Consider the following 25185-nt stretch of genomic DNA (forward strand, 5'->3'; position numbering starts at 1 on the left):
CTGCGCCTGCTGGCCCTGCCGCTGGTGCTGCCCGTGCTGTGGTGGCAGCCGGGCCGGCCCGAGCCCGGCCAGTTCGAGCTGCTGGCCGCCGACATCGGCCAGGGCAATGCGGTGTTGGTGCGCACGGCCAGCCACACCCTGCTGTACGATGCCGGGCCGCGCTTCAGCCTGGAAAGCGATGCCGGCCACCGGGTGCTGGTGCCGCTGCTGCGTGCCCTGGGCGAGCGCGTGGACGTGCTCATGCTCAGCCACCGCGATGCCGACCACACCGGGGGCGCGGCGGCCGTGCTGGCCCAGCAGCCCGGCGCCCGACTCACCGGCTCCATCGAGGCCGGGCATGAGTTGCAGGCCCTGCGCCCGGCCACGCCCTGTCTGGCCGGGCAGCGCTGGGCGTGGGACGGCGTGGCCTTCGAGGTGCTGCACCCTGCGCCCGGTGCCGGGGCGGTGGTGCGTGCCAACCACGCCAGCTGCGTGCTGCGCATCGTGGCGGCGGGCACAAGGGCGGGGGATGGGGCCCCGGTGGCGCTGCTGGCCGGCGACATCGAGACCGCGCAGGAGCAGGCCCTGGTGGCCGGTGCTGCCCCGCTCAAGGCCGATGTGCTGCTGGTGCCGCACCACGGCAGCAAGACCTCGTCCACCGGTGGCTTCCTGGATGCCGTGGCGCCGCGCACCGCTTTGGTGCAGGCCGGCTACCGCAACCGTTTTGGCCATCCGGCGCCCGATGTGCTGGCGCGCTACCAGGCGCGCGGTATCACCGTGGTGGAGTCGGCGCGCTGCGGGGCCGCCACCTGGTCATCGGCCCGGCCCGAAGGCGTGGCCTGCCAGCGCGAATCCGGCCAGCGGTATTGGCAGCACAGCATGGTGCCAGCTTTGTCGCACTGAGCCCAGCGGGGGGTGCGATGGCACAGTGCCTTGGTAGGCCGATCCGGAAAACTGGGCGCACAACTTGCTATCCTGCAAGCAGGAGGCCAGTTCATGCAGAAATTTGATGAGATGTACGCCATGCTGCCTTTCGATGGCAGCGACGTGCGAGAACACTACAAGCGCTACGCGCAATGGCTGTCCAGGCAGCCGGTGGACGTGATGCAGGCCCGCCGGGCCGAGGCGGAGATGATCTTCCGCCGCGTGGGGATCACCTTTGCCGTCTACGGCGCCAAGGACGAGGACGGCGCCGGCAACGAACGCCTCATCCCCTTCGACCTGATCCCCCGCATCATCCCCTCGCACGAGTGGGCCAGCATGCAGCAGGGGCTGGTGCAGCGGGTCACGGCGCTCAACCGTTTCATCCACGACGTCTACCACGGGCAGGACATCATCCGCGCCGGCATCGTGCCGGCCGACCTGGTGCTCAACAACGCCCAGTACCGCCCCGAGATGGCCGGTGTGCAGGTGCCGCAGAACATCTACGCGCACATTGCCGGCATCGACATCGTGCGCGCTCCCAACGCCCAGGGCGAGGGCGAGTACTACGTGCTCGAGGACAACCTGCGCGTGCCCAGCGGCGTGAGCTACATGCTGGAAAACCGCAAGATGATGATGCGGCTGTTCCCCGACCTGTTCAGCATGCACAAGGTGGCGCCAGTGGCCCACTATCCCGACATGCTGCTCGAGACCCTGCGCGCCAGCGCCCCTGCCACGGCCGACGAGCCCACGGTGGTGGTGCTCACGCCGGGCATGCACAACAGCGCCTACTTCGAACACGCTTTCCTGGCCCAGCAGATGGGCGTGGAGCTGGTCGAAGGCCAGGACCTGGTGGTCAAGGACCGCTTCGTCTACATGCGCACCACGCGCGGCCTGCAGCGCGTGGACGTGATCTACCGCCGCGTGGACGACGACTTCCTCGATCCGCAGGTGTTCCGCCGCACCTCCACGCTGGGCTGTGCCGGCCTGATGGAGGCCTACCGCGCGGGCAACGTGGGCATCTGCAACGCCGTGGGCACGGGCGTGGCCGACGACAAGTCGGTCTACCCCTACGTGCCCGAGATGATCCGCTTCTACCTGGGCCAGGAGCCCATCCTGAAGAACGTGCCCACCTGGATGTGCCGCAAGCAGGACGACCTGCAGTACGTGCTGGACCACCTGCACGAGCTGGTCGTCAAGGAAGTGCACGGCGCGGGCGGCTACGGCATGCTGATCGGCCCGGCCGCCACCAAGGCCGAGATCGAGGACTTCCGCCGCGCGCTGCTGGCCAACCCGGCCGGCTACATCGGCCAGCCCACGCTCAGCCTGTCGAGCTGCCCGACCTATGTGGAGAGCGGCATCGCACCGCGCCACATCGACCTGCGCCCCTTCGTGCTCAGCGGGCGCGAGGTGCAGATGGTCGCCGGCGGCCTGACCCGCGTGGCCCTGCAGGAGGGTTCGCTGGTCGTCAATTCATCACAGGGCGGGGGCACCAAGGACACCTGGGTGCTCGGAGAAGGAGGGACCCCATAATGCTCAGCCGCACCGCCGACCACCTGTTCTGGATGTCCAGGTACACCGAACGCGCCGAGAACACGGCGCGGATGTTGAACGTCAGCTACGAGACTTCGCTGCTGCCCCAGTCCGCTGCCGTGGCGCAGGAGGGTTGGGAGGGCCTGCTGTCCATCAGCGAGCTGATCCCCGCCTACACCGCCAAGCATGGCGAAGTGACGCCCGAGCGCGTGCTGCACTTCATGGTGCGCGATGGCGAGAACCCCTCGTCCATCGTCTCCTGCCTGCGCGCTGCGCGCGAGAACGCGCGCGCCGTGCGCGGCGCGCTGACCACCGAGATCTGGGAAACCCAGAACCAGACCTGGCTGGAACTGCAGCGCCTGCTCAAGGGCGACGCCTACGAGCGCGACCCGGGCCAGTTCTTCGAATGGGTCAAGTACCGCTCGCACCTGTCGCGCGGCGTCACGCTGGGCACCATGCTGCAGGACGAGGCCTTCCACTTCCTGCGCATGGGCACCTTCCTGGAGCGCTCGGACAACACGGCGCGCCTGCTGGACGTGAAGTTCCACGCCGTCAAGAAGGACTTCTTCGGCCGTGCCAGCGAGCGCAACCAGGAGAACGACTTCTACCACTGGAGCGCCATCCTGCGCAGCGTCTCGGCCTTCGAGGTCTACCGCAAGGTCTACCGCGACGTGATCACCCCGGGCCGCGTGGCGGACCTCTTGATCCTGCGCCGCGACATGCCGCGCTCGCTGCATGCCAGCATGCGCGAGGTGGTGGACAACCTGGCCGTGCTGGCCAACGACCACTCGTCCGAGACCCAGCGCCGCGCCGGCCGCCTGCTGGCCGACCTGCAGTACGGCCGCATCGACGAGATCCTGTCGACCGGGCTGCACGCCTTCCTCACGCAGTTCCTGGACCGCGTCAACGACCTGGGTGGCGGCATCAGCCGCAACTTCCTCGTCGCGACGGGGGACTGACGCAGCCCTGCCCGGGCGGTTTCAGGCGCCCGGGTCCAGGGGCAGCCCGCCCCAGTGGGCCGCCACCACCGACTGCACCTGCGCCACCGCCGAGTCGCGCAGCGCATCGGTGCGCCAGCCCAGCTCCACCGCATAGCGCGGCATGACCACGGGGCAGGGCAGCACCGTGAGCCCGCACAGGCGCGCCATGGCGTGCGCGGCATGGATCGGTACGGTGGCCACGGCCTGCGTGCCCTTGAGCAGATAGGGCAGGGCGGCGAAGTGCGTGGTCGATGCCACCACGCGCCGCTTGTGGCCCAGGGCGGCCAGCACCTCGTCCACCACGCCGATGAAGCCGCCCGATGAAATCAGCACGTGGTTGCGCGCCACGTAGTCCTCTACCGTGAGGCCCAGCGCCGCCTTGCGCCGGCTGGGCGGTGCATCGACCACACAGGCATAGCCGCCTTCGCCCAGCGAGCGGTGGCTGAGCCAGCGCGTGGCCAGGCCGCCGGCGGTGATGGCCAGGTCGATCTCGCGCGCCATCAGCATCTCGGCCACGATCTGGCTGTGCGTTTGCCGGAAGGCCAGGCGCAGGCCCGGCGCATGCTGCGCCAGCAACTGCACCAGCCACGGGCCCATGGCGATCTCGAAATCGTCCGACAGGCCCAGCACCACCGAGCGGCCCTGGTAGCGCGCGGCCGGCGAGGTGCCCAGGGCCAGGCTCTCGCGGCATTTGTTGAGCGCCTCGCCGATCACCGGCCGCAGCTCCTGCGCACGCAGCGTGGGTGCCAGGCCGCGCCCGGTGCGCGTGAACAGCGGGTCGCCATAGACCTTGCGCAGCCGCCCCAGGGCCGCACTCACGGCGGACTGCGTGAGCGACAGGCGCAGCGCGGCGCGCGTGGCGCCACCTTCCTCGTACAGCGCCTCGAACACGCGCAGCCCGTTGAGGTCGAACCCGATATCAATTTCGTTCATATCAATCAGCAATGGAGGGGCATTGATTCATCTTAGGGCTTTGGCAACACTGCGCTTGTCTTCCATCCCCAGGAACCCTGCCATGACCCTTTCCACCGTCGCCGCCCTGCAAATCGGCTCCTCCCCCGAGGGCACTGCCCAGACCCTGGCCAACGTGCTCGCGTTCGAGGGCGAGATCAAGGCCTCGGGCGCACGCCTCGTCGTCATGCCCGAGGCGCTGCTGGGCGGCTACCCCAAGGGCGAGATCTTCGGCACCCGCCTGGGCTACCGCCTGCCCGAGGGCCGCGAGGCCTATGCGCGCTACCACGCGAGCGCCATCGACGTACCCGGGCCCGAGACCGAGGCACTGGCCGGCCTGGCCCAGCGCACCGGCGCCATGCTGGTGCTCGGCGTGATCGAGCGCGCGGGCAGCACGCTGTACTGCACGGCGCTGTACTTCGATCCCGACAAGGGCCTGGTGGCCAGGCACCGCAAGCTCATGCCCACGGGCACCGAGCGCCTGATCTGGGGCCAGGGCGATGGCTCCACCCTGCCGGTGATCGAGTCGGCCGTCGGCCGCGTGGGCGGCGTGATCTGCTGGGAGAACCACATGCCCCTGCTGCGCACCGCCATGTACGCCCAGGGCGTGCAGGTCTGGTGCGCGCCCACGGTGGACGAGCGCGACATCTGGCAATGCTCCATGCGCCACATCGCGCACGAGGGGCGCTGCTTTGTCATCAGCGCCTGCCAGGTGCAGCCCTCGCCGCGCGCGCTGGGCATCGATGCGCCTGGCTGGGACGCCGACCGCCCCTTGATCCGCGGCAACAGCGTCATCGTGGGGCCGCTGGGCGATGTGCTCGCCGGTCCGCTGCAGAACGCCACCGGCCTGCTCACCGCGCAGATCGACGTGGCGGAACTGGTGCGCGCCCGCTACGACTTCGACGTGGTGGGCCACTATGCGCGGCCCGATATCTTCACACTGCAGGTGGACCGGAGAGCGCGCCAGAGCGTCGTTTTCAACGACTAGGACGAGTCCTGCTCCACGGCCTGCCGCACCAGTGCGAGGGCCTGGGACAGGTCGTCCAGCGCTACCGAGCCCAGCGCCACGCGCAAGGCCTGGGGCACATGGGTGGTGGTGGCAAAGGCCTCTGCGGTGGAGACGGTCACGCCGCGCTGCAGCAGCGTGGCCGCAATGCGGTCGGCACGCTGGTCGTCGCCCAGCGGCAGCCAGACGAAGTACGAGTGTGGGTGGCGCACGAGGGGAAGTCCGCCCAGCGCCTGGGTGACCAGGGCCTGGCGCCGGGCCGTATCGGCGCGTTTCTCGGCCTCCAGCCGCGCCACGGTGCCGTCCTCGATCCAGGCGCAGGCCATGGCCGTGAGCACGCCGGCCGTGTTCCACGAGGTGGCGCGGATGGCGCGTTCCAGCGCCGGGATCAGTGCCGGCGCGGCCGCGACAAAACCGAAGCGCAGGCCCGTGGCCACGTTCTTGGACAGGCTGGAGACGTAGACCGTGCGCTCCGGCGCGAGTGCGGCGACGGGCACCAGGGCGTCGCCGGCCAGGTAGGCGTAGGGCGCGTCCTCGATCACCAGCAGGTCGTGCTGGCGCGCAATCATCGCCAGGCGCCCGCGTGCGCGTGCCGGCATCACACAGCCCAGCGGGTTGTGCAAGGTGGGCATGGTGTAGATGGCGCGCACGGGCCGCGCATGGCACAGGCGCTGCAGCGCGTCGAGGTCCGTTCCCTCCGGCCCCACGGGCACGGGCGCCAGGTCCAGCCGCAGGCGCTCGGCCAGCACGCGAAAGCCGGGGTAGGTGAGGGCGTCCACGGCCACGATGTCGCCGGGGTTGAGCAGGCCCAGCGCTGCGATGGCCATGCCGTGCTGGGCGCCGTTGACGATGAGGACTTGCTCGCCGCCGACCTTGAGCAGCCGCGATTGCAGGTGCCGCGCCACGATGGCGCGCTCGTGCAGGCGCCCGCCGTAGGGCTGGTAGTGCAGCAGCGATTCCAGGTCGCCCGAAGCCGCAAGCTGGCGCAGGGCCTCGCGCAGCTGTTCGGTCTGGCCGGGCACGCTGGGGTTGTTGAACGACAGGTCGATGGCACTGGCCTGCGGCGCGGTGAGGTCGGCTCCCGGCCGCGGGTAGGACGGGTCGCGCACGAAGGTGCCGCGCCCGGTCTCGCCCACCACCAGGCCAATGGCCTCCAGTTCGGCATACACGCGGCTGGCCGTGCCCAGCGCCAGACCGTACTTCGCCGCCAGCGCGCGGTGCGTGGGCAGGCGGGTGGCAGGCCGCAGCCGACCGGTGCGGATATCGGCCGCCAGCGCATCGACCACGTGTTTGTACCGGACCACGCCCATCACAATCCCAGTGTATCTATGACAATTCTTTGATTGTACTAAGTGGCCTGCCTACGATGGCGCATCTTTCACCCCCGTGAGCACACCATGCGCATTGCCCTGCTGGCCTTCGACGGCTTCAATGAACTCGACTCCCTGATCGCCCTGGGCATCCTCAACCGGGTCAAGCGCCCGGGCTGGGAGGTGGCCCTGGTCTGCCCCACGGCGCGCGTGCGCTCCATGAACGGCATCGTGGTCGAGCCGCACCAGGCGTCGCTGGCCTGGGCGCGCGAAGCCGATGCGGTGCTGGTCGGCAGCGGCATCCAGACCCGCGAGGTGGTGGAGGACGCGGCGCTGATGGCTGAGCTGCGCTTCGACCCTGCGCGGCAGCTGCTGGGCGCCCAGTGCTCGGGCGCTCTGGTACTGGCCAGACTGGGCCTGCTCGACAATGTGCCGGCCTGCACGGACCTGACCACCAGGCCCTGGGTGCAGGCGGCGGGCGTCACCGTGCTGGACCAGCCGCTCTTTGCCCGCGGCAATGTGGCGACCGCAGGGGGCTGCCTCGCATCGTCGTACCTGGCGGGATGGGTGATTGCCCGCCTGGCGGGCGTGGAGGAGGCTGCTACCGCCCTGCATTACTTCGCCCCGGTGGGAGAGAAGGACGACTACGTGGCCCGCGCCATGGGCCATATCGAACGCTACCTGCCGGCGGCAGAGCCGGTCTGAGGCTGAGCGCTTACTCCTGCGCGTTGCGCCGCTGGTCGCGCAGCATGAACAGGTACAGGCTCTCGACCTTCTCACGCGCCCAGGGCGTCTTGCGCAGGAACTTGAGGCTCGAGCCCACGCTCGGGTCGCTCTGGAAGCAGCGCACCGGGATGCGCTCGGCCAGGCCAGCCCAGCCGAAGTAATCGGCCAGGCCCACCACCATGGCCTCCAGCGTCACGCCGTGCAGCGGGTTGCGCGGCTGGGCGGGTTTGGCGGGCGTGGCTTCTGGCGGGGTCCCGGGTTCGGGCGTCGGGGTGTCGGGGGCGTCGCTCATGTCCCAAGCATACCTTGGGGGATGGCGCGAAGCGGCTTGCGGGGGGTCAGGTCGTGCGTTGCAGGTGCGAGTTGCGCTGCACCAATTCGGCCGTCCAGTCCACGAAGGCGCGCACCTTGGCGCTCAGGTGGCGGTTGGGCGGGTAGACCACGTAGATCGGCAGCAGGGGCTGTGTCCATTCGGGCAGCAGGCGCACCAGGGCGCCGGTCTCCAGGTGGCGCGTGGCCTGGAAGCTCGTGACCTGCCCGATGCCCAGGCCCGAGACGGTCGCCGTTACATAGGCGTTGCTCTCGTTCACGCTGACCTGGTAGGGGCCGGTGATGTCCACCGACTCATCGCCCTTGCGGAACTCCAGCGGGTAGTGGCGCCCGGTCTGGGGCGAGAAGTAGACGACGATGGCGTGCTTTTCCTCGATCTCCAGCGGATGTACGGGCGTGCCGTGCTTGGCCAGGTAGTGGGGCGAAGCCACGGTGATGAATTCGAGGTTGCCGATGCGCCGCGCCACCAGCGATTGGTCGGTCAACTCGCCGCCGCGGATCACGCAGTCCACGTTGTCGCTGATCAGGTCCACCATGCGGTCGCTCACGCCCAGGTCCACCTGGATGTCGGGGTAGCGCGCATGGAACTCGGCCAGGTTGGGCAGGATGAGCAATTGCGCCATCGAGGTGCCCACGTCCACGCGCAGGCGCCCGCGCGGGTTCGAACGGGCATTGGTCATGCTCGCCTCGATGTCGTCCAGGTCGGTCAGCAGGCGGATGGTGCGCTCGTAGTAGGCGGCGCCGTCGGCGGTCACGGTGACGCGGCGCGTGGTGCGGTTGAGCAGCTTCACGCGCAGGCGCTCCTCCAGCGCCTGCACATGCTTGGTGACCGTGGCCTTGGGCAGCGAAAGCGAATCCGCTGCCCTTGTGAACGTGCCGGCCTCCACCACCCGCACGAATATGCGCATGGCCTGTATCTGGTCCATGGGCTCTCCTTGTACTTGCACCCACCAGTGGGTGCAGCGGAATTCTCACATGCGGTTTGCATTTGATTGTTGAGCTTTTGGAAACAGTGCAGTGGTGTTTGGCCTGTTTATCGGGCAGGCGGCAGGTACTACATTTCATCCATCGTCAATCCAATGGGTCCATGCCATGCAGCCCGACCGTCCGTCGCCACCTTCGCCGTCCCCCCGTGCCGGAGCCTCTTCCAAGGCTTCGGGCAGCGCAGCGGGCGCTCCCCAGCGCACCGACGCCACCATTGAGGTGGCCAAGGGCGAAGAGGTGGCGGTGCGCGTCTATGGCCGCAAGCAGCCCGGCAAGCCCTCGCCGCTGGTGGTGCATTTCCACGGCGGCGCGTTCACCACGGGTGACCTCGATACCGGCTGCACCGTGGCCGACCTGCTCGAGAGGGCCGGCGCCGTGGTGGTGTCGGTGGCCTATCCGCTGACCCCGTTTCCCCAGCCCGTGAACACCGGCTATGGCGTGCTGCAGTGGGCGTTTCGCAACCGCGTCAAGCTCGGTGGCCAGGGTGCGCAGATCTACCTGGCCGGCGAAGAGGCCGGCGGCAACCTGGCGGCCGCCGTCTCGGTGATGGCGCGCGACCAGTCGCACCCGCCGCTGGCCGGCCAGATCCTGCTGTCGCCCATGCTCGACCCCTGCGTGGGCACGGCCTCGGTGCGCGAAGCCACGGGCGACGCCACCGGCTGCAAATGGACCGAGGGCTGGCGCAACTTCCTGCGCTGCCCGCGCGATGCCGAACACCCCTACGCCGTGCCTGCCACCGCGCACCGCCTGGCAGGACTGCCCTCCACCCTGGTGATGGTGGGCGACACCGACCCCATGCACGACGAGGCGCTGGCCTATGCCGCGCGCCTCGAATCCGCCGGCCTGCTGGTACGGCGCCATGTGTTTCCCAAAGCCGGAGAGATGCCCGAAGCCCTGGAGGCTGAGCAGCGTGAATGCCCCTGCGCCGAAGGCGCGCTGGTGCAGATCCGGCAGTTTTTCGAGGACACCCGATGTCCGGCCCCCACCTGAAACCCCAGGGTTTGTAGGATGTGGTTGACCTCAACTTAAGTTGAGGTTCGATACTCCCGCCACCCCACTTACCGAGCCAGGCGCTCACCCCGTAATTTCCGGCCATTGGCGCCGGAGGGGGAATGCTTTGCCCATGACTGGCCAGGAGCTGGTGCAAGTGCCGACACAGATCGGTACGGACCGGCTGTTGCCCGCGCTTTTTGACGATCTGTTTTGCCCATATCAACGACACGGAGGAATTGCCCATGAACACCATCGACCTGCAGGCTGCTGCACCCGGGAGCACTGCCACTGCCGACACAAAAGCCGCCGCACTGCGCAGCCGGTGTTGACCTTGCCACCGTGTCAGTGCCCAGACTTCGTCCGTCTCCAATCCACCCGATCTTGAAAACCGCAGCGGGGCGTGTTCCACGAGAACTGCCCCGCCACAGAAAGTGACCATGAACTTCCATCTTCCTTTCCCCAAGCGCCCCCTGGGCCTCGCCACCCTGGCCACGGCCGCCGCTGCCGTCGCCGCATCCGCCGTGCTGGTGTTCCAGTCGCCCTCGGCCCAGGCCACCGCCGGTGCGGCGCAGCCCCAGGCCGTACCCGTCTCCGTGTCTGCCGTGCTGCAGCAGGACATCAGCCTGTGGGACGAGTTCTCGGGCCGGCTCGAAGCTGTGCAGCGCGTGGACATCCGTCCGCGCGTGGCGGGTGCCGTGCAGGCCGTGCACTTCCGTGAAGGCTCGCTGGTCAAGCAGGGCGACCTGCTGATCACGGTGGACCCCGCCCCCTACGCCGCCGAGGTGGACCGCGCCGAGGCACAGGTCGCCGCAGCGCAGGCCCGCGTCTCCTACACCCGCAGCGAGCTGGAGCGCGCCACGCGCCTGCTGCAGGAAAGCGCCATCGCCCAGCGCGAGCACGACGAGCGCCAGAACGCCCAGCGCGAGGCCGACGCCAACCTGCGTGCCGCCCAGGCCGCGCTGCAGGCCGCGCGCCTGAACCTCGGCTACACCCAGGTGCGGGCCCCCGTGGCCGGCCGTGTGGGCCGCATCGAAGTCACCGTGGGCAACCTGGTGGCCTCGGGCGCCGGTGCGCCGGTGCTGACCACGCTGGTCTCGGTGAGCCCGATCTACGCGAGCTTCGATACCGACGAGCAGATCGTCGTCAAGGCGCTGCAGGACCTGAAGTCCGGCAGCAGCGCCCGCACCCTGATCGAGCGCATCCCCGTGCAGATGGGCACCGGCACCTCGGGCGGCACGCCGCACGCAGGCAAGCTGCAGCTCATCGACAACCAGGTCGATGCCAGGAGCGGCACGGTGCGCGTGCGCGCCGTGTTCGACAACGCCGATGGCGACCTCATTCCCGGCCAGTTCGCGCGCATCCGCATGGGCCAGGCACGCAGCTCGCAGGCCATCCTGATCAACGAGCGCGCCGTGGGCACGGACCAGAACAAGAAGTTCGTGCTGGTGGTGGGCGAGGGCAACAAGGCCGAGTACCGCGAGGTCACGCTGGGTGCGCCCATCGAAGGCCTGCGCGTGGTCACCTCGGGCCTGAAGGCCGGCGAGACCATCATCGTCAACGGCCTACAGCGCGTGCGCCCTGGCGCCGTCGTCGCCCCGCAGTCCGTCCCCATGACCGCCAAGGCCGAGATCCCTTCCGCTGACCGCAAGGAAGCCCGCGCCGCCAAGTCGCCTGCCGCATAAGGGCACCGCGCGCCTGCTGAAAGACCATCGCCATGAATCTATCCCGCTTCTTCATCGACCGCCCCATCTTCGCCGGGGTGCTGTCGGTGCTCATCTTCCTCGGAGGGCTGATCGCGCTGCGCAGCCTGCCGATCTCCGAATACCCCGAGGTGGCCCCGCCCTCGGTGGTGGTGCGCGCCCAGTACCCGGGCGCCAACCCCAAGGTCATCGCCGAAACCGTGGCCACGCCGCTGGAGGAATCCATCAACGGCGTGGAAGGCATGCTCTACATGGGCAGCCAGGCCACGACCGACGGCGTGATGACGCTGACCGTGACCTTCGCCCTGGGCACCGATCCCGACAAGGCCCAGCAGCTGGTGCAGAACCGCGTCTCGCAGGCCGAGCCACGCCTGCCCGAGGAAGTGCGCCGCCTGGGCGTCACCACGGTCAAGAGCGCGCCCGACCTGACCATGGTCGTGCACATGGTCTCGCCCAACGGCCGCTATGACATCGACTACCTGCGCAACTACGCCGTGCTCAACGTCAAGGACCGCCTGGCGCGCATCCAGGGCGTGGGCCAGGTGCAGATCTTCGGCGGTGGCGACTACTCCATGCGCGTCTGGCTCGACCCGCAGAAGGTCGCGCAGCGCGGCCTCTCGGCCAGCGACGTGGTGGCTGCCATCCGCGGCCAGAACGTGCAGGCCGCCGCCGGCGTGGTCGGCGCATCGCCCGGCCTGCCTGGCGTGGACCTGCAACTGTCCATCAACGCCCAGGGTCGCCTGCAGACCGAGGACGACTTCGGTGACATCATCGTCAAGACCGGTGCCGACGGCGCGGTGACGCGCCTGCGCGACATCGCCCGCCTGGAGCTGGGCGCGGCCGACTACTCGCTGCGCTCGCTGCTCAACAACGACCCGGCCGTGGGCATGGGCGTGTTCCAGGCCCCGGGCTCGAATGCCCTGGACATCTCGGCCAACGTGCGCAAGACCATGGACGAGCTGCAGAAGAACATGCCTGAAGGCGTGGAATTCCGCATCGCCTACGACCCGACGCAGTTCGTGCGGGCCTCCATCAAGTCGGTGATCCACACCCTGCTCGAGGCCATCGCGCTGGTGGTGGTCGTGGTGATCCTGTTCCTGCAGACCTGGCGCGCCTCCATCATCCCGCTGCTGGCCGTGCCGGTGTCGGTGGTGGGCACCTTCGCCGTGCTGCACCTGCTGGGCTTTTCGATCAACGCCCTGAGCCTGTTCGGCCTGGTGCTGGCCATCGGCATCGTGGTGGACGACGCCATCGTGGTGGTGGAGAACGTGGAGCGCAACATCGAGGCCGGCCTGACCCCGCGCGAGGCCACCTACCGCGCCATGCGCGAAGTCTCCGGCCCCATCATCGCGATCGCGCTGGTGCTGGTGGCGGTGTTCGTGCCGCTGGCCTTCATCAGCGGCCTCACGGGCCAGTTCTACCGCCAGTTCGCGGTCACCATCGCGATCTCCACGGTGATCTCGGCGATCAACTCGCTGACCCTGTCGCCGGCGCTCAGCGCGCTGCTGCTCAAGGGCCACCATGAGCCCAAGGACGCGCTCACGCGCGGCATGGACAAGGTGCTCGGTGGTGTGTTCCGCGGCTTCAACCGCGTGTTCCACCGCGGCTCCGAGGCCTACAGCGGCGGCGTCAAGCGCGTCATCGGCCGCAAGGCGCTGATGCTGGTGGTTTACCTGGCGCTGGTGGGTGTGACCTTCGGCCTGTTCAAGGTCATTCCCGGCGGCTTCGTGCCCGCGCAGGACAAGCAGTACCTGATCGGCTTTGCGCAGCTGCCCGATGGCGCCACGCTGGACCGTACCGAGGACGTGATCCGCCGCATGGGCGACATCATGAAGAAGAACCCCAACGTGGAAGACGCCATCGCCTTCCCCGGCCTGTCGATCAACGGCTTCACCAACAGCTCGAACTCCGGCATCGTCTTCGCCACGCTCAAGCCCTTTGCCGAGCGCACGCGTGCCGACCAGAGCGGCGGCGCCGTGGCGGGCCAGCTGAACCAGTCGTTCGGTGCCATCCAGGAAGCCTTCATCGCCATGTTCCCGCCGCCACCGGTGGCGGGCCTCGGCACCACGGGCGGCTTCAAGCTGCAGATCGAAGACCGTGCATCGCTGGGCTACGAGGCCATGGACTCGGCCGTGAAGGCCTTTATGGCCAAGGCCTACCAGACGCCCGAGCTGGCCGGCCTGTTCACCAGCTGGCAAGTCAACGTGCCGCAGCTGTATGCGAACATCGACCGCACCAAGGCGCGCCAGCTCGGCGTGCCCGTGACGGACATCTTCGAGACGCTGCAGATCTACCTGGGCAGCCTGTACGCCAACGACTTCAACCAGTTCGGCCGCACCTACAGCGTGCGCGTGCAGGCCGATGCGGCCTTCCGTGCGCGCAGCGATGACGTGGGCCTGCTCAAGGTGCGCTCCACCACGGGCGAGATGGTGCCGCTGTCGGCGCTGATGAAGCTCGAGCCGAGCTTCGGCCCCGAGCGTGCCATGCGCTACAACGGCTTCCTCGCGGCCGACGTGAACGGCCAGCCCGGTCCCGGCTTCTCGTCGGGCCAGGCCCAGGACGCCATCGAGCGCATCGCCGCCGAAACGCTGCCCAAGGGCATCGGCTTCGAGTGGACCGAGCTGACCTACCAGGAGATCCTGGCCGGCAATTCCGCCGTGCTGGTGTTCCCCATCGCCATCCTGCTGGTGTTTCTGGTGCTGGCCGCGCAGTACGAAAGCCTGACACTGCCGATCGCCATCATCCTGATCGTGCCCATGGGCCTGCTGGCCGCCATGGCGGGCGTGTGGCTCAGCAAGGGGGACAACAACGTGTTCACGCAGATCGGGCTCATCGTGCTGGTGGGGCTATCGGCCAAGAACGCGATCCTGATCGTGGAGTTCGCCCGTGAGCTGGAGTTTGCCGGGCGCACGCCCGTGCAGGCCGCCATCGAGGCCAGCCGCCTGCGGCTGCGCCCCATCCTGATGACCTCGCTGGCCTTCGTGATGGGCGTGCTGCCCCTGGTGCTCTCCACCGGTGCCGGTGCCGAAATGCGCAGCGCCATGGGCGTGGCGGTGTTCGCCGGGATGATCGGGGTGACGGCCTTCGGCCTGTTCCTCACGCCGGTGTTCTACGTGGTGCTGCGCCGACTGGCGGGCAACCGCCCCCTGGCCAACCACGGCAGCCATACGGCGCCGCTGACCGATGCCACCGGCCCCGGCGCCGTGGCCCACCCGATACTGGCTGCACCGCGCGGCCATGACGAATGAGTGCAAGGGAGTCTTTGCCATGAATGCCAACACGATTTTTTCCGATCCTTCCCTGACCGTGCGGCGTGCGGCGCGCCTGGCGCCGCTGGTCGCCGCCCTGGTGCTGGCCGGCTGCATGGGCACGCCTGTCGCGCAGCAGCCCGAGCATGCCGGCGTGGCCGTGCCCGCCAGCTTCAGCGTGGCCGATGGCGCACCTGCCTGGACCACCGCCGCCCCCGCCGAGGCGCAGCCGCGCGGCGAATGGTGGCTGGGCTTCCAGGACCCGGTGCTCAGCGCCCTGGTGGAGCGTGCCGCCAGCGGCAACACCACGGTGCAGGAGGCGGCCGCCCGCCTGGCCGAGGCGCGCTCGCTGCTGCGCTCGGCCGATGCCGCACGCGCCCCGCAGGTGGGTGCCTCGGCCGGTGCCACACGCCAGGCCGGCGCCGGCACCACGGGCAGCACGCAGGCGTCGACGCTGACCTCGGTGGGACTCAATGTCTCGTACGAGCTTGACCTGTTCGGCCGCCTGTCCAAGGCCAGTGACGCCGCGCGCCTGGATGCCCAGGCCCGCGATGCGCTGCTGCAGAGCACGCGTTTGCTGGTGCAGGCCGACGTGGCGCAGACCTACCTGCAGCTGCGCTCGGTGCAGGCCGAGCAGCTGCTGGTGCGCGAAAGCCTGGGCGCCTACCGCGACACGCTGCGCCTGACGCAGCGCCGCTTCCAGGCCGGCGATGTGGCCGAGCTGGACGTGGCGCGCGTGCAGACCGAGGTCGCGGCCACCGAATCCGAGGCCCTGGCCCTGGAGCGCCAGCAGGCGCTGCTGTCCAATGCCCTGGCCGTGCTCGTGGGCGACGTGGCCACGGGCTTTGCCGTGGCCCCGGCCGCCAGCGATGCGGCCCTGCCCGTGATCCCGGCCGGCGTGCCCGGCACGGTGCTCGCGCGCCGGCCCGACGTGTCGGCGGCGCAGGCTTCGGTGCTGGCGGCGCAGGCGCGCGTGGGCGTGGCCGAGGCGGCCTGGTTCCCGGCCATCACCCTCACGGGCAATGCCGGCCAGGCCTCGCCCGAGCTCGGTGACCTGTTCAAGTGGTCGGCCCGCTCCTGGGGCATTGGCGCGCTGCTGTCGCTGCCGATCTTCGACGGCGGCCAGCGCAAGGCCCAGGAAGAGGGCGCCCGCGCCCGGCTGGAAGCCGCCATGGCCGCCCACCGCGGCCAGGTGCTCACCGCCTTCCGCGAGGTGGAGGACCAGCTGAGCGCGTTGCGCCTGCTCGCCGGCCAGGCCGAGGCCCAGGGCCGTGCCGTGCAGTCGGCCGTGCGCGCCACGCAGCTGTCGGATTCGCGCTACCGCAACGGCCTGGTGAGCCAGCTCGAACTGCTGGACGCACGCCGCAGCGAGCTGCGCAACCGCCGCCAGGCGCTGCAGGTGCGCACCGCGCAGTACACGGCCACCGTGGGTCTGATCCGCGCGTTGGGCGGCGGCTGGGGCGATGGCAAGGGCGCCACCCTGGCGCAGGCACCCGCCCGCTGAGGGGCTGCTGTCCCTGTGGATCTTGACAGGGGCTTTCCGGGGTGCCCGCCCCGGCCTGCGGCAAGGGGCCTATAGTGCCGGGTGTCGCCGCTCGGCCAATGCGTTGGTTGCGTGGCTGCCCCCTTCACACCCCCTTGCTAATCAGGAGCATCCGCATGAGTTATCCCGATACCCGCCTCTTCATCGCCGGCCAGTGGCAGGACGCCGCCGACGGCAAGACCATCGCCGTGCACAACCCCGCCACCGGCAGGGAAATCGGCCGCGTGGCCCATGCCGGCAAGTCCGACCTGGACCGTGCGCTCGAAGCTGCGCAGAAGGGTTTCGAGGCCTGGCGCGACATCCCCGCGGCCGACCGCGCCAAGACCATGCGCCGCGCTGCCGTGCTGATGCGCGAGCGTGTGGACGCGATTGCCGCCATCATGGTGCAGGAGCAGGGCAAGCCCCTGGCCGAAGCCAAGGTGGAGACCATGGCCTCGGCCGACATCATCGAATGGTTCGCCGACGAATCGCTGCGCGTATACGGCCGCATCGTGCCCTCGCGCAACCTCAAGGCCCAGCAGCTGGTCATCAAGGACCCCGTGGGCCCCGTGGCGGCCTTCACGCCCTGGAACTTCCCGATCAACCAGGTGGTGCGCAAGCTCGCGGCCGCACTGTCGGCCGGCTGCTCCATCCTCGTCAAGGCGCCTGAAGAGACCCCGGCCAGCCCGGCCGAGCTGATCCGCGCCTTCGCCGATGCCGGCGTGCCCGCCGGCACCGTGGGCCTGGTCTATGGCGATCCGGCCGAGATCTCCAACTACCTGATCCCGCACCCCATCATCCGCAAGGTCACCTTCACCGGCTCCACGCCGGTGGGCAAGCAGCTCGCGGCACTGGCCGGCAAGCACATGAAGCGCGTGACCATGGAACTGGGCGGCCATGCCCCGGTGATCGTCGCTGAGGATGCCGACGTGGCGCTGGCCATCAAGGCCGCCGGTGGCGCCAAGTTCCGCAATGCGGGCCAGGTCTGCATCTCGCCCACGCGCTTCCTGGTGCACGAGAGCATCCGCGCCGAATTCGTGGCCGCGCTCACTAGCCACGCCCAGGGCCTGAAGGTCGGCGACGGCCTGGTCCAGGGCACGCAGATGGGCCCGCTGGCCAACCCGCGCCGCATCACCGCCATGGCCGACCTGCTGGCCGACGCCGTGCAGCAGGGCGCGCAACTGGCCGCCGGTGGCGAGCGCATCGGCAGCGAAGGCAACTTCTTCCAGCCCACCGTGCTCAACGACGTGCCGCTGTCGGCCCGCATCTTTAACGAAGAGCCCTTCGGCCCCGTGGCCGCCGTGCGCGGCTTCGAGAAGATCGAGGACGCCATCGCCGAGGCCAACCGCCTGCCCTTCGGCCTGGCCGGCTACGCCTTCACGCGCTCGCTCAAGAACGCCCACCTGCTGTCGCAGCGCCTGGAAGTCGGCATGCTGTGGATCAACCAGGCGGCCGCCCCCGCGGCCGAGCTGCCCTTCGGTGGTTTGAAGGATTCGGGCTATGGCTCCGAGGGCGGCTCCGAAGCCGTCGAGGCGCACCTGAACACGCGCCTGGTCTCGATCATGAACGTCTGATGGCGGTGTGATCCTTGCCTGCAGGCCCCTGGATGCGAGGGGCCTGCTCTGTTTCACCTGTTCAGGAGCTAGGACATGCCGACACCTGCACCTGTGCTGCACCCCAGCGCCGCGGCCTTGGTGCGCGGCGAGGGGGACATGCTGCAAGACCGGGCCTATTTCCGCCGGCTTGGCGTGCCCTACGACGCCCAGGGCCTCCTGGGGGTGCTGCGCAACCGCAAGCCCAGGTCGGCCATGCCGCTGGCCTGCCACAGCCTGGCGGACCTCCATGCCACGGAGGCCCTGCCGGTTCTCAAGGAACTGGCCGACTTTTCGATGCAGGACGTCAAGGCCACCTCGGTCCTGGCCGTGGCCCGGCTCTGTGGGGCCGAGGCGACGGACTGGCTCACCGAATGCCTGGTGCGCAAGGGAACGCTCAAGAGCTATGTGCTCTGGGCCCTGGCGGCCGTAGCCGACCCGCGGGCCTACCCGGCCGTGAAGGCCTGGTCCGACCCCCTGATCCGAAAGCTTGAGCGCAAGCCCGAGAAGCCTGCGCTCTCCAACCTGGTGTTTGCCATCGCTTACCTCGAACAGGTGGCGCAGATCCATCCCGAGGCCGTCGGCTTGCTGGCACGCTTTGAAGCCGTGGCGCGCACGCTCCCCCCGGGCGATCTGTCGGAATTTCGCAGCTTTACGCGCATGTTTGCGAGGAGTGCGGCCACCACGGACCCTGTACCCGACTGGCTGGCGCAGGTGGTGGCGGCCCTCCCCTCAGAGTGCCGGCTGCATCAGCCGAGCCCGGACATCGGCCGCGTAGGTCCGTCCGACCTTGGCGGTCTTGCCCCCCGGGAACACGACGCTCAGTGAGGAGTACCGGCCGACCGACACATGGGAGATCGCGCCCAGGCGGACCAGCGTGCTGCGGTGGATGCGCATGAATTCCCCGCCAGGCAGGCTGCGCTCCAGGTCGGACAGGCTCTCGCCGTGCAGGTAATCCCTGCCGTCCGCGTGGATGCGCGCGTAGTCGCGCTCCGCCTGGATGTGGGTGATGCTGCTGCACGGAATGCGCAGGTAGTTGTGGCCCGATTTCACCCACAGGTCGCTGGTGCCGGCATGGCGGTGCGCGGCGGCGGCGGCTGCGCTGCGCAGGCTGGCAATGACTTCCTCCAGCTCCGCGATCCGGTCCTGGCGGCCTTGCGACAGCACGGCCTGGCGCGCACGCTCCAGGGCCAGGTGCAGGCGCCCCGGGTCGATGGGCTTGGTCACGTAGTCGATGGCATGGGCGTCGAATGCGCGGCGGGCCTGGTCGTCGAAGGCGGTCACGAACACGACGGCGGGTGCCGGGGTGGGCAGCTGGGGGACCAGGTCGAAGCCGTTGCCGCCGGGCATCTGGATGTCCAGCAGGACAATGCGCGCGTCGAACTCCGCCAGCCTGGCGAGGGCCTGCTGCACGGTGGCCGCTTCCGCGACCGCGCCGACCCAGTCCAGGCGCTGCAGGTGCCGTATGAGCCGGCGCCGTGCCAGCGGCTCGTCGTCCACGACCAGCACGTCGATGGGGCCCATCATCCGGTCCTCCAGGGCAGTTCGATCTCGGCGCGAAACTGCCCCCCATGGGTGCGGGCGCTGAACCTGCCGCTTTCGTCAAAGCGCATGCGCAGGCGGTCCGCGACATTGCGCAGGCCGATGCCGAAGCCGACCACGGTGTCCGCCGACGGGCGCCCGCCGGCCGGCAGATCGTTCTCGACCACCAGCCGCAGAACGTCCTGCTGGCGCAGCGCGCGGATGGTGATCTGCGTGTGCGCCGCGGACTGGCCCACGCCATGCTTGACGGCATTCTCGATCAGCGGCTGCAGGATCAGGCTGGGCACGAGCGCGCGCCGCACCTCCCCGGGGGCCTCCACGGCAAAGCCCATGCGGTCGGAGAAGCGCTCCTGCTCGATCGCGAGATAGTCCTCCTGCAGCACCAGCTCATCCGCCAGGCTGACGTCCTGCAGGGGGTCGATGGTCAGCGTGGTGCGCAGGAACATCGACAGCGACAGCAGCATGCGGCCGGCACGCGCGGTGGCGCCTTCCTCGACCAGGCCGGCGATGGAGTTGAGGGTGTTGAACAGGAAATGCGGGTTGGCCTGGTAGCGCAGGGCGCGCATCTGGGCGTGCAGGGCCTCCTCGCGCGCGGCGGCCAGGCTGCGTTCGCGATCCCGCACCTCGAAGGCATAGACCATGGACACATACAGGCAGGACCAGCCGAAGAACATCGCCATGCTTGAGACCATGGTGTAGCCGAAGTTGCGCCAGCTGAAGTCGGGCACCTCGGGCGCCACGTAAAAGCGGTAGACCTGGAAATCAAACAGGCTGTACAACGGCGCGCAGGCCATGGACAGCGCAAACGCCATGGCCGCCTTGAACAGGATGCCGCGGTGGCGCAGCCGGAACAGCAGTGCCGACATGCCGATGGTGAGCAGGGCGCCGAAGCTGTTGAGCACCAGCTTGCCCGAGAGCGATTCGAGCGGGTCGACGCCAGCGATCCCCCACAGGATGCTGTCGCTGAGCAGCACGGCACTCCAGAACACCGCGGCCAGCTGCAATGTGGTGCGGCGCAGGCCGGACCAGGCGCTGGCGGCGGCATCGCCGGGCAGGTCGGTGGTGTCGTTCGTCGACGGTGGGGGTCCGTTCGTCGAAATGTGCATTGCTTCGTCGGCTGGAGAAGTCGTTGGAGTTTGCGGTGGTGGGAGTCTCGCCAAGAATTCTCCCGGGTCCTCTCCATTCCGGGAATGGGGGCCTTCCAGACCCTGGTTCCCGTCGGATGGATTCTGGCCCATCCCCATTCCACCCTTCACCGCAATGGATCTGACGCTACGGCCCTTTCGCGAATCGCTCGAGCAACTACTGCACAGCGCCGACCTGCCCAGCCTGCATGCACAGGTGCAGCAACTGGCGCAGGCGCTCGGCTTCGAGCATTTCATCTATGCGCTGCGGGTGCCGGAGCACTTTGCGCAGTCGAGCGTTTTGCTGGTGGATGGCTACCCACCAGGCTGGACCCGCCACTACATGGCCCACAACTACCATGCGCACGATCCCATCATCCGCTATTGCAGCCGCAACATCCTGCCGGTGCTGTGGCACGAGGTGCCCGGTGATGGCCCCGGCCCGCAGGCCCGGCGCGTGATGGGCGAGGCAGCCGAGCACGGGCTGTGCACCGGCCTGAGCGTGCCGCTGCACACGCCCCACGGGGAGCTCGGTATCTTGAGCGGCACGGTCTCGCGCACGGGCCGCACCGCCCAGGCCGACATTGCACAGGTCCAGGCGCATGCGCACCTGCTGGCCAGCTATGTGCACGAGGCCATGCGCCGCCTGGCGCCCATGCCGCTGCAGCCCCCGGCGCTGAGTCCGCGCGAGCAGCAGGTGCTGCGCTGGGCCGCCGACGGCAAGACCTCGTGGGAGATCTCGTGCCTGTTGCACATCTCCGAACGCACGGCCAATTTCCACCTCAACGCCATCGCGCAGAAGCTGGGGGTGTTCAGCCGCCAGCATGCGATTGCGCGGGCCCTGCTGCTCGGCCTCATCCAGCCGCGTCCGTTCTGATCGCGTCCCTGCAGGCATGCGCTGCCCCCGCGGGGGATGGCCAGCTTCTTGACAGGCGCCGATAAAATACATAGCATGATATATATCAAAGGAGAATAATGGTCCAGGACACGGTCAAGGAGCTCGGGTTCCTCACCCTCGGCACCCGCTTTCGGCGCATCGGTGAGTCGCTGCAGGCGCAGACCCAGGCGCTCATGGCGCGGCATGGCATCGACCTGCCCGCGGCCCACTTTCCGTTGCTCGCGGCGCTCGACCGGCACGGCCCGCTGGGCGTCGGGGAGCTGGGCACGGCGGTCGGCGTGAGCCAGCCGGTGGTCACGCGCTCCCTGCACGGGCTGGAGGCGAGCGGTCTCGTGGAGTCGCGCACGCTGCAGGAGGATCGGCGCATCCGCAAGGTGCAGCTCAGCGAGGCCGGGCAGGCGCTGGTCGAGCGTGCCCGGCGCGAGGTCTGGCCGGTGATCGAGGCCTCGGTGGCCCAGATCTGCGCGCCGCTCGAAGGCCCGCTGCTGGAGCAGCTGTCCGCGCTCGAAGCGGGCCTGGAACACACCTCGCTGCTGCAGCGCGCAGCCGTCTCCATCGCGGCACAGCCCGCGCGATCCAAAGGAAAGGCATCCCGATGAACAGCTCCCTCGACCGCCCCGTGTGGGCTTCGCTCCTCCATGCACCGCAGCTTGCCGAAGGCGGGGACCTCGCCAGGCGCTACCGGCGCGACGTGAACCTGTTCGCCTGCGCACGGGACGACGATGGCGCCAGCCTTGCCGCGCTGGCCAGCCTGGTGGGGGCGGGAGAATCCGTTTACCTGGCGCAGGTTGCCCCGGTCCAGGTACCGCCGGGCCTGCAACTCGTGCGCAGTGCCCAGGGGGTGCAGATGCTGGCCATGCAGCCCGTCGCGCCTGTGCCAGGCGAAGAGGCCGTGGTGGTGCTTGGCGATGCCGATGCGCCCGAGATGCTGGCGCTGGCGCAACTGACCGAGCCCGGTCCCTTCCTGCCGCGCACGCACACCATGGGCCGCTTTGTCGGCGTGCGTATTGGGGGTCGTCTGGCCGCGATGGCCGGCGAGCGCATGCGCTTTGCCGGCGCCACCGAGGTCAGCGGGGTCTGCACCCATCCCGACTTCAGGGGGCGCGGCCTCGCGCGCCGGCTGTCGTCCGTGGTGGCGCATGCCATCCAGCAGCGTGGCGACCAGGCCTTCCTGCATGCCTGGGTCAGCAACCACGCGGCCATTGCGCTCTATGAAAGCCTGGGCTTTGAGACCCGCACGCAGGTGCAGGTGGCCGTGCTGGCGCGCTAGGCTGCCTGTCCGGCGGGCTTGCCGATGCTCACCGCGTGCGCAGTGACTCGGCCATGACAAAGCGCCGTTTGCCGGCCTCCTTGGCGCGGTACATGGCGCTGTCGGCCTGCTGCAGCAGGGCCTCGCAGCTGGCCAGGCCGGTGGCGGCATGCGGGCCGTAGCTGGCGCCGCCGATGCTGGCGGAGATCTGCAGCACCAGGCCTTCGATCAGGAACGGGGATGCCAGGCTTTCCACCAGCTTCGCGGCCACCTTGGCCGTGCCCCGCAGGCCCGGCTGGACCAGGGCCACGGCGAATTCGTCGCCCCCCAGCCGCGCGACCAGGTCGCCGCCGCGCACCCCTTGCAGCAGGCGCTGCGCGGCCTGCTGCAGCAGCGCGTCGCCCACCGCGTGGCCATGGGCGTCGTTGATGCCCTTGAAGCCATCGAGATCGACGAACAGGATGGAGACGTTGCCCCCGTTGCGGTGGGCCTGCGCCAGCTGCTGCTGCACGATCTGGCGGAACAGCGAGCGGTTGGCCAGGCCGGTCAGCATGTCGTGGTGGGCCTCGTGTTTTGCCGTGTCCAGCAGGTGCGCCGCCTGCCTCAGTGCGTGGCCGACCTTGTCGGCCTCGGTCAGGCCCAGGGGCGGCACCACGATGGGGGCGCCCGAGCCCAGGGCCAGCGCCGGTCCGGTCAGGGCCTGCACGGCGCTGGCGATGGATCCGCCGATGCGCCAGGCCAGGAGCAGGCTGGCGGTCAGCATCAGCACCAGTCCCGCGAGCAGCCAGGCGACTGTGCGCAGCAGCGGGGTGCTCAGGCTGCTGCTCGGAATGCCGATGGAGACCGTCCAGCCCGTGGCCGGTGAGCGGCTGAAGGCCGAGAGCACGGGGATGCCTTCCAGGGTCACGGCATCCACCGAGTCTTCGTCCACCTGGGCCAGCCGCTGCAGTATCAGCGGCGCGCCCTTGGCCCCGACAAAGCGCCGCATCTCGTGGCTGCGCGCGACGATGCTGCCCTCGGCGTCGTAGATGGAGACGATCCAGTCCCGGGCCAGGTGCTGGTTGTTCAGCAACTGGGTCAGCCGTTCGGGCCACAGGCTGGCCCTGAGCCGCAGGTCTGCAGTGGGGACCTTGCCAGTGCCCCCCGGCGCCACGGGCACCGCGATCGTGACGGCGGTTTCCTTCTCGAAACGGGCCTGCAGGAAGGCCGCTTGCGAGAAGGAGGGGGTGGGGCGGGGGTGGGGGGAGGGTGTGGTGGCAGCGTGGGTGCCCGGTGGCAGGCGGGTGTCCATCAGCACGCTGCCATGGCCGTCCTCCAGCACCAGGGCCGCCACGTGCAGGTGGCCCAGCGCGTCCTCGGCCTGCAGCTGGAAGGCGGGCAGGTTGCCGGCCAGCAGCAGGCGGGACGTCGACAGCACCCTGAGCCCCGATTCGACACCGGCGAGGTCCTTGTCCACGGTGGCGATGATGGCGCGCGCCGTGACCACGAGGGCCCTGGCCTGTTGCTCGCGCAGCCGCTGGTAGTCGTAAACCATCACCACCACGGCCATCAGGGACACGGGCAGGCTGGCCGCCACCACCAGGAACACCAGGCGCGAGCGGATGGTCGGCGGCATGGCGCCATAGACCGAGATCAGCAAGCTTGTGACCAGGAACAGCGCCACCAGCCCGCTGATGGTGAAGCCCAGCCAGCTGCCACCGATCCCGGTCGGACCGGCACCGCAGATGCTGCCGGGGGCAAAGCTGGCGGCCGCCATGCCGGTGTAGTGCATGCCGGCAATGGCGATGCCCATGACCAGGGCGCTGGCCGTCTTCTTGCGAAAGCCCGTGAGCACGGTTTCGTGGCGCAGGCGAAAGCAGATCAGCAGCGCGGCGGTCGCAGCGCCGATGGCAAAGAGAACCGAGAGGGCGAACAGCCAGGGGTCGTAGGTGATGCGGGGACGCATCTGCAGCGCTTCCATGCCCAGGTAGTGCATGGCCGCGATCCCCAGGCCCATGAGCGCACCCGCCCCCAGCAGGCGCTGCCAGCCCAGCTGCGGCTGGCTGACCGTGTGCAGGGCCAGCGCCGAGGACAGCACGGCGACCAGCCAGGACGCCAGCGTGGTGCCGACATCGTAGGCCAGTGGCACCGGCAGCGAAAAGGCCAGCATGCCGACGAAATGCATGGACCAGATGCCGGTCCCCATGGCCAGGGCGCCGCAGCCCAGCCACAGCAGTGCGCGGCGCGCGTGGCCGATGGCCGCGGCCACCCGCGAGGCCATGTCCAGGGCGACGAACGATGCCACCACCGCCGTCGCGACCGACAGCAGCACCAGCACCAGGTCGTAGCTACCCTGCATGGGGGCCCGGGCTCGGGCCCCTGCGCGGGGCTGCAGGCATGCACAGACTCATCGACACCTCCCGTGGGAAACGCAGGGATATCCTCATCGGACAACCATGCTAGCGGTTCCCTGCGGCGCCTGAAAGCTTTGCTTTGCACGCCACCCGGTGGCTGGATCCCGCCATGGGCAGGCTGGCCGCCAGGCCTTTGCAGTGGGGTAAAAAAAGCCCGCTCCGATGGGAATCGGTGCGGGCTTGGGCACCCCATGCGCGAGGCCT

Annotated in this window: 21 protein-coding genes; 14 read left to right on the forward strand and 7 right to left on the reverse strand. The window is 69.3% G+C overall.

Annotation, left to right across the window (positions count from 1 at the left end; translation table 11 throughout):
* From PMI14_RS12035 to PMI14_RS12045, 3 genes are all read left to right on the forward strand, one after another.
* Nucleotides 1-882: ComEC/Rec2 family competence protein (locus tag PMI14_RS12035; RefSeq protein ID WP_035203483.1), on the forward strand; the 882-nt coding region annotated here is incomplete at its 5' end.
* A gap of 93 nt (nt 883-975) precedes the next feature.
* A complete protein-coding gene (locus PMI14_RS12040) occupies nt 976-2433 on the forward strand; it encodes a circularly permuted type 2 ATP-grasp protein (RefSeq protein ID WP_007854621.1) in 1458 nt (485 codons plus the stop codon).
* Nucleotides 2433-3392: an alpha-E domain-containing protein gene (locus PMI14_RS12045; RefSeq protein WP_007854623.1), complete on the forward strand. Its 960-nt coding sequence runs from the start codon at nt 2433-2435 to the stop codon at nt 3390-3392. The genes PMI14_RS12040 and PMI14_RS12045 overlap by 1 nt, the downstream gene beginning before the upstream one ends.
* A gap of 21 nt (nt 3393-3413) precedes the next feature.
* Here the strand turns inward: PMI14_RS12045 and PMI14_RS12050 are convergent, their stop codons facing one another.
* The gene (locus PMI14_RS12050; protein WP_007854625.1) at nt 3414-4346 is read right to left on the reverse strand and encodes a LysR family transcriptional regulator; all 933 of its coding nucleotides are present in this window, start codon (nt 4344-4346) and stop codon (nt 3414-3416) included.
* Nucleotides 4347-4428: 82 nt separating this feature from the next.
* Between PMI14_RS12050 and PMI14_RS12055 the strand changes: the two genes are divergently transcribed.
* The gene (locus PMI14_RS12055; RefSeq protein ID WP_007854626.1) at nt 4429-5352 is read left to right on the forward strand and encodes a carbon-nitrogen hydrolase family protein; all 924 of its coding nucleotides are present in this window, start codon (nt 4429-4431) and stop codon (nt 5350-5352) included.
* On the opposite strand, the gene PMI14_RS12060 is transcribed toward PMI14_RS12055, so the two are convergent.
* Nucleotides 5349-6680 (reverse strand): PLP-dependent aminotransferase family protein, encoded by a 1332-nt coding sequence (locus PMI14_RS12060; RefSeq protein WP_007854627.1) that lies wholly within the window; start codon nt 6678-6680, stop codon nt 5349-5351. The two genes, PMI14_RS12055 and PMI14_RS12060, sit on opposite strands and share 4 nt — an antisense overlap.
* A gap of 87 nt (nt 6681-6767) precedes the next feature.
* Here PMI14_RS12060 and PMI14_RS12065 point away from each other — a divergent pair, with 87 nt between their 5' ends.
* On the forward strand, nt 6768-7385 hold the full coding sequence (locus PMI14_RS12065) for a DJ-1/PfpI family protein (protein ID WP_007854628.1): 618 nt from the start codon (nt 6768-6770) through the stop codon (nt 7383-7385).
* A gap of 10 nt (nt 7386-7395) precedes the next feature.
* On the opposite strand, the gene PMI14_RS12070 is transcribed toward PMI14_RS12065, so the two are convergent.
* Both PMI14_RS12070 and PMI14_RS12075 read right to left on the reverse strand, forming a co-directional pair.
* The gene (locus tag PMI14_RS12070; RefSeq protein WP_007854629.1) at nt 7396-7698 is read right to left on the reverse strand and encodes a VF530 family DNA-binding protein; all 303 of its coding nucleotides are present in this window, start codon (nt 7696-7698) and stop codon (nt 7396-7398) included.
* Between the two features lie 46 nt (nt 7699-7744).
* Nucleotides 7745-8662 (reverse strand): LysR family transcriptional regulator, encoded by a 918-nt coding sequence (locus PMI14_RS12075; RefSeq protein WP_007854630.1) that lies wholly within the window; start codon nt 8660-8662, stop codon nt 7745-7747.
* Between the two features lie 166 nt (nt 8663-8828).
* Here PMI14_RS12075 and PMI14_RS12080 point away from each other — a divergent pair, with 166 nt between their 5' ends.
* The 6 genes from PMI14_RS12080 (at nt 8829) to PMI14_RS12105 (ending at nt 18603) form a co-directional block, all read left to right on the forward strand.
* Nucleotides 8829-9710: an alpha/beta hydrolase gene (locus PMI14_RS12080; protein ID WP_007854632.1), complete on the forward strand. Its 882-nt coding sequence runs from the start codon at nt 8829-8831 to the stop codon at nt 9708-9710.
* A 440-nt stretch (nt 9711-10150) separates the two neighbouring features.
* Nucleotides 10151-11395: an efflux RND transporter periplasmic adaptor subunit gene (locus PMI14_RS12085; protein WP_007854633.1), complete on the forward strand. Its 1245-nt coding sequence runs from the start codon at nt 10151-10153 to the stop codon at nt 11393-11395.
* 32 nt (nt 11396-11427) lie between these two features.
* Nucleotides 11428-14661 carry an efflux RND transporter permease subunit gene (locus tag PMI14_RS12090; protein ID WP_007854636.1) on the forward strand — a complete coding sequence of 1078 codons (3234 nt, stop codon included), beginning with the start codon at nt 11428-11430 and terminating at the stop codon, nt 14659-14661.
* Nucleotides 14662-14680: 19 nt separating this feature from the next.
* Nucleotides 14681-16165: an efflux transporter outer membrane subunit gene (locus PMI14_RS12095; protein ID WP_007854637.1), complete on the forward strand. Its 1485-nt coding sequence runs from the start codon at nt 14681-14683 to the stop codon at nt 16163-16165.
* Nucleotides 16166-16320: 155 nt separating this feature from the next.
* Nucleotides 16321-17757, forward strand: coding sequence for an NAD-dependent succinate-semialdehyde dehydrogenase (locus PMI14_RS12100; protein ID WP_007854638.1), 1437 nt, complete (start codon nt 16321-16323; stop codon nt 17755-17757).
* 75 nt (nt 17758-17832) lie between these two features.
* Nucleotides 17833-18603, forward strand: a complete 771-nt coding sequence (locus PMI14_RS12105; RefSeq protein ID WP_007854640.1) for a hypothetical protein — start codon at nt 17833-17835, stop codon at nt 18601-18603.
* Here PMI14_RS12105 and PMI14_RS12110 read toward each other — a convergent pair.
* Entirely contained in the window at nt 18508-19299 is a 792-nt protein-coding gene (locus tag PMI14_RS12110; protein WP_035203495.1) for a LytTR family DNA-binding domain-containing protein, read from the reverse strand. The two genes, PMI14_RS12105 and PMI14_RS12110, sit on opposite strands and share 96 nt — an antisense overlap.
* Nucleotides 19299-20423, reverse strand: coding sequence for a sensor histidine kinase (locus PMI14_RS12115; RefSeq protein ID WP_007854645.1), 1125 nt, complete (start codon nt 20421-20423; stop codon nt 19299-19301). The genes PMI14_RS12110 and PMI14_RS12115 overlap by 1 nt, the downstream gene beginning before the upstream one ends.
* 154 nt (nt 20424-20577) lie before the next feature.
* Here PMI14_RS12115 and PMI14_RS12120 point away from each other — a divergent pair, with 154 nt between their 5' ends.
* The 3 genes from PMI14_RS12120 to PMI14_RS12130 all read left to right on the forward strand — a co-directional run bounded on the left by PMI14_RS12120 (nt 20578) and on the right by PMI14_RS12130 (nt 22609).
* Nucleotides 20578-21318, forward strand: a complete 741-nt coding sequence (locus PMI14_RS12120) for a LuxR family transcriptional regulator (RefSeq protein ID WP_007854647.1) — start codon at nt 20578-20580, stop codon at nt 21316-21318.
* 98 nt (nt 21319-21416) lie between these two features.
* Nucleotides 21417-21938 carry a MarR family winged helix-turn-helix transcriptional regulator gene (locus tag PMI14_RS12125; RefSeq protein ID WP_007854649.1) on the forward strand — a complete coding sequence of 174 codons (522 nt, stop codon included), beginning with the start codon at nt 21417-21419 and terminating at the stop codon, nt 21936-21938.
* Nucleotides 21935-22609, forward strand: a complete 675-nt coding sequence (locus PMI14_RS12130) for a GNAT family N-acetyltransferase (RefSeq protein ID WP_007854659.1) — start codon at nt 21935-21937, stop codon at nt 22607-22609. Before PMI14_RS12125 ends, PMI14_RS12130 begins: the two co-directional genes overlap by 4 nt.
* Nucleotides 22610-22637: 28 nt before the next feature.
* Here the strand turns inward: PMI14_RS12130 and PMI14_RS12135 are convergent, their stop codons facing one another.
* Nucleotides 22638-24926, reverse strand: coding sequence for a bifunctional diguanylate cyclase/phosphodiesterase (locus tag PMI14_RS12135; RefSeq protein ID WP_007854661.1), 2289 nt, complete (start codon nt 24924-24926; stop codon nt 22638-22640).
* Nucleotides 24927-25185 lie beyond the last annotated feature (259 nt).

The organism is Acidovorax sp. CF316 (genome assembly GCF_000276605.1).
Lineage (GTDB): Bacteria > Pseudomonadota > Gammaproteobacteria > Burkholderiales > Burkholderiaceae_C > Acidovorax.

What these genes read in the sequence shown, in the direction of transcription:
- PMI14_RS12080 (WP_007854632.1), top strand. Translation starts at nt 8,829, where the DNA reads ATGCAGCCCGACCGTCCGTCGCCACCTTCGCCGTCCCCCCGTGCCGGA.
- PMI14_RS12135 (WP_007854661.1), bottom strand. Translation starts at nt 24,926, where the DNA reads ATGCAGGGTAGCTACGACCTGGTGCTGGTGCTGCTGTCGGTCGCGACG.
- PMI14_RS12090 (WP_007854636.1), top strand. Translation starts at nt 11,428, where the DNA reads ATGAATCTATCCCGCTTCTTCATCGACCGCCCCATCTTCGCCGGGGTG.
- PMI14_RS12110 (WP_035203495.1), bottom strand. Translation starts at nt 19,299, where the DNA reads ATGGGCCCCATCGACGTGCTGGTCGTGGACGACGAGCCGCTGGCACGG.
- PMI14_RS12115 (WP_007854645.1), bottom strand. Translation starts at nt 20,423, where the DNA reads ATGCACATTTCGACGAACGGACCCCCACCGTCGACGAACGACACCACC.
- PMI14_RS12040 (WP_007854621.1), top strand. Translation starts at nt 976, where the DNA reads ATGCAGAAATTTGATGAGATGTACGCCATGCTGCCTTTCGATGGCAGC.
- PMI14_RS12095 (WP_007854637.1), top strand. Translation starts at nt 14,681, where the DNA reads ATGAATGCCAACACGATTTTTTCCGATCCTTCCCTGACCGTGCGGCGT.
- PMI14_RS12060 (WP_007854627.1), bottom strand. Translation starts at nt 6,680, where the DNA reads ATGGGCGTGGTCCGGTACAAACACGTGGTCGATGCGCTGGCGGCCGAT.
- PMI14_RS12045 (WP_007854623.1), top strand. Translation starts at nt 2,433, where the DNA reads ATGCTCAGCCGCACCGCCGACCACCTGTTCTGGATGTCCAGGTACACC.
- PMI14_RS12075 (WP_007854630.1), bottom strand. Translation starts at nt 8,662, where the DNA reads ATGGACCAGATACAGGCCATGCGCATATTCGTGCGGGTGGTGGAGGCC.
- PMI14_RS12050 (WP_007854625.1), bottom strand. Translation starts at nt 4,346, where the DNA reads ATGAACGAAATTGATATCGGGTTCGACCTCAACGGGCTGCGCGTGTTC.
- PMI14_RS12125 (WP_007854649.1), top strand. Translation starts at nt 21,417, where the DNA reads ATGGTCCAGGACACGGTCAAGGAGCTCGGGTTCCTCACCCTCGGCACC.
- PMI14_RS12065 (WP_007854628.1), top strand. Translation starts at nt 6,768, where the DNA reads ATGCGCATTGCCCTGCTGGCCTTCGACGGCTTCAATGAACTCGACTCC.
- PMI14_RS12055 (WP_007854626.1), top strand. Translation starts at nt 4,429, where the DNA reads ATGACCCTTTCCACCGTCGCCGCCCTGCAAATCGGCTCCTCCCCCGAG.
- PMI14_RS12120 (WP_007854647.1), top strand. Translation starts at nt 20,578, where the DNA reads ATGGATCTGACGCTACGGCCCTTTCGCGAATCGCTCGAGCAACTACTG.
- PMI14_RS12100 (WP_007854638.1), top strand. Translation starts at nt 16,321, where the DNA reads ATGAGTTATCCCGATACCCGCCTCTTCATCGCCGGCCAGTGGCAGGAC.
- PMI14_RS12105 (WP_007854640.1), top strand. Translation starts at nt 17,833, where the DNA reads ATGCCGACACCTGCACCTGTGCTGCACCCCAGCGCCGCGGCCTTGGTG.
- PMI14_RS12130 (WP_007854659.1), top strand. Translation starts at nt 21,935, where the DNA reads ATGAACAGCTCCCTCGACCGCCCCGTGTGGGCTTCGCTCCTCCATGCA.
- PMI14_RS12085 (WP_007854633.1), top strand. Translation starts at nt 10,151, where the DNA reads ATGAACTTCCATCTTCCTTTCCCCAAGCGCCCCCTGGGCCTCGCCACC.
- PMI14_RS12070 (WP_007854629.1), bottom strand. Translation starts at nt 7,698, where the DNA reads ATGAGCGACGCCCCCGACACCCCGACGCCCGAACCCGGGACCCCGCCA.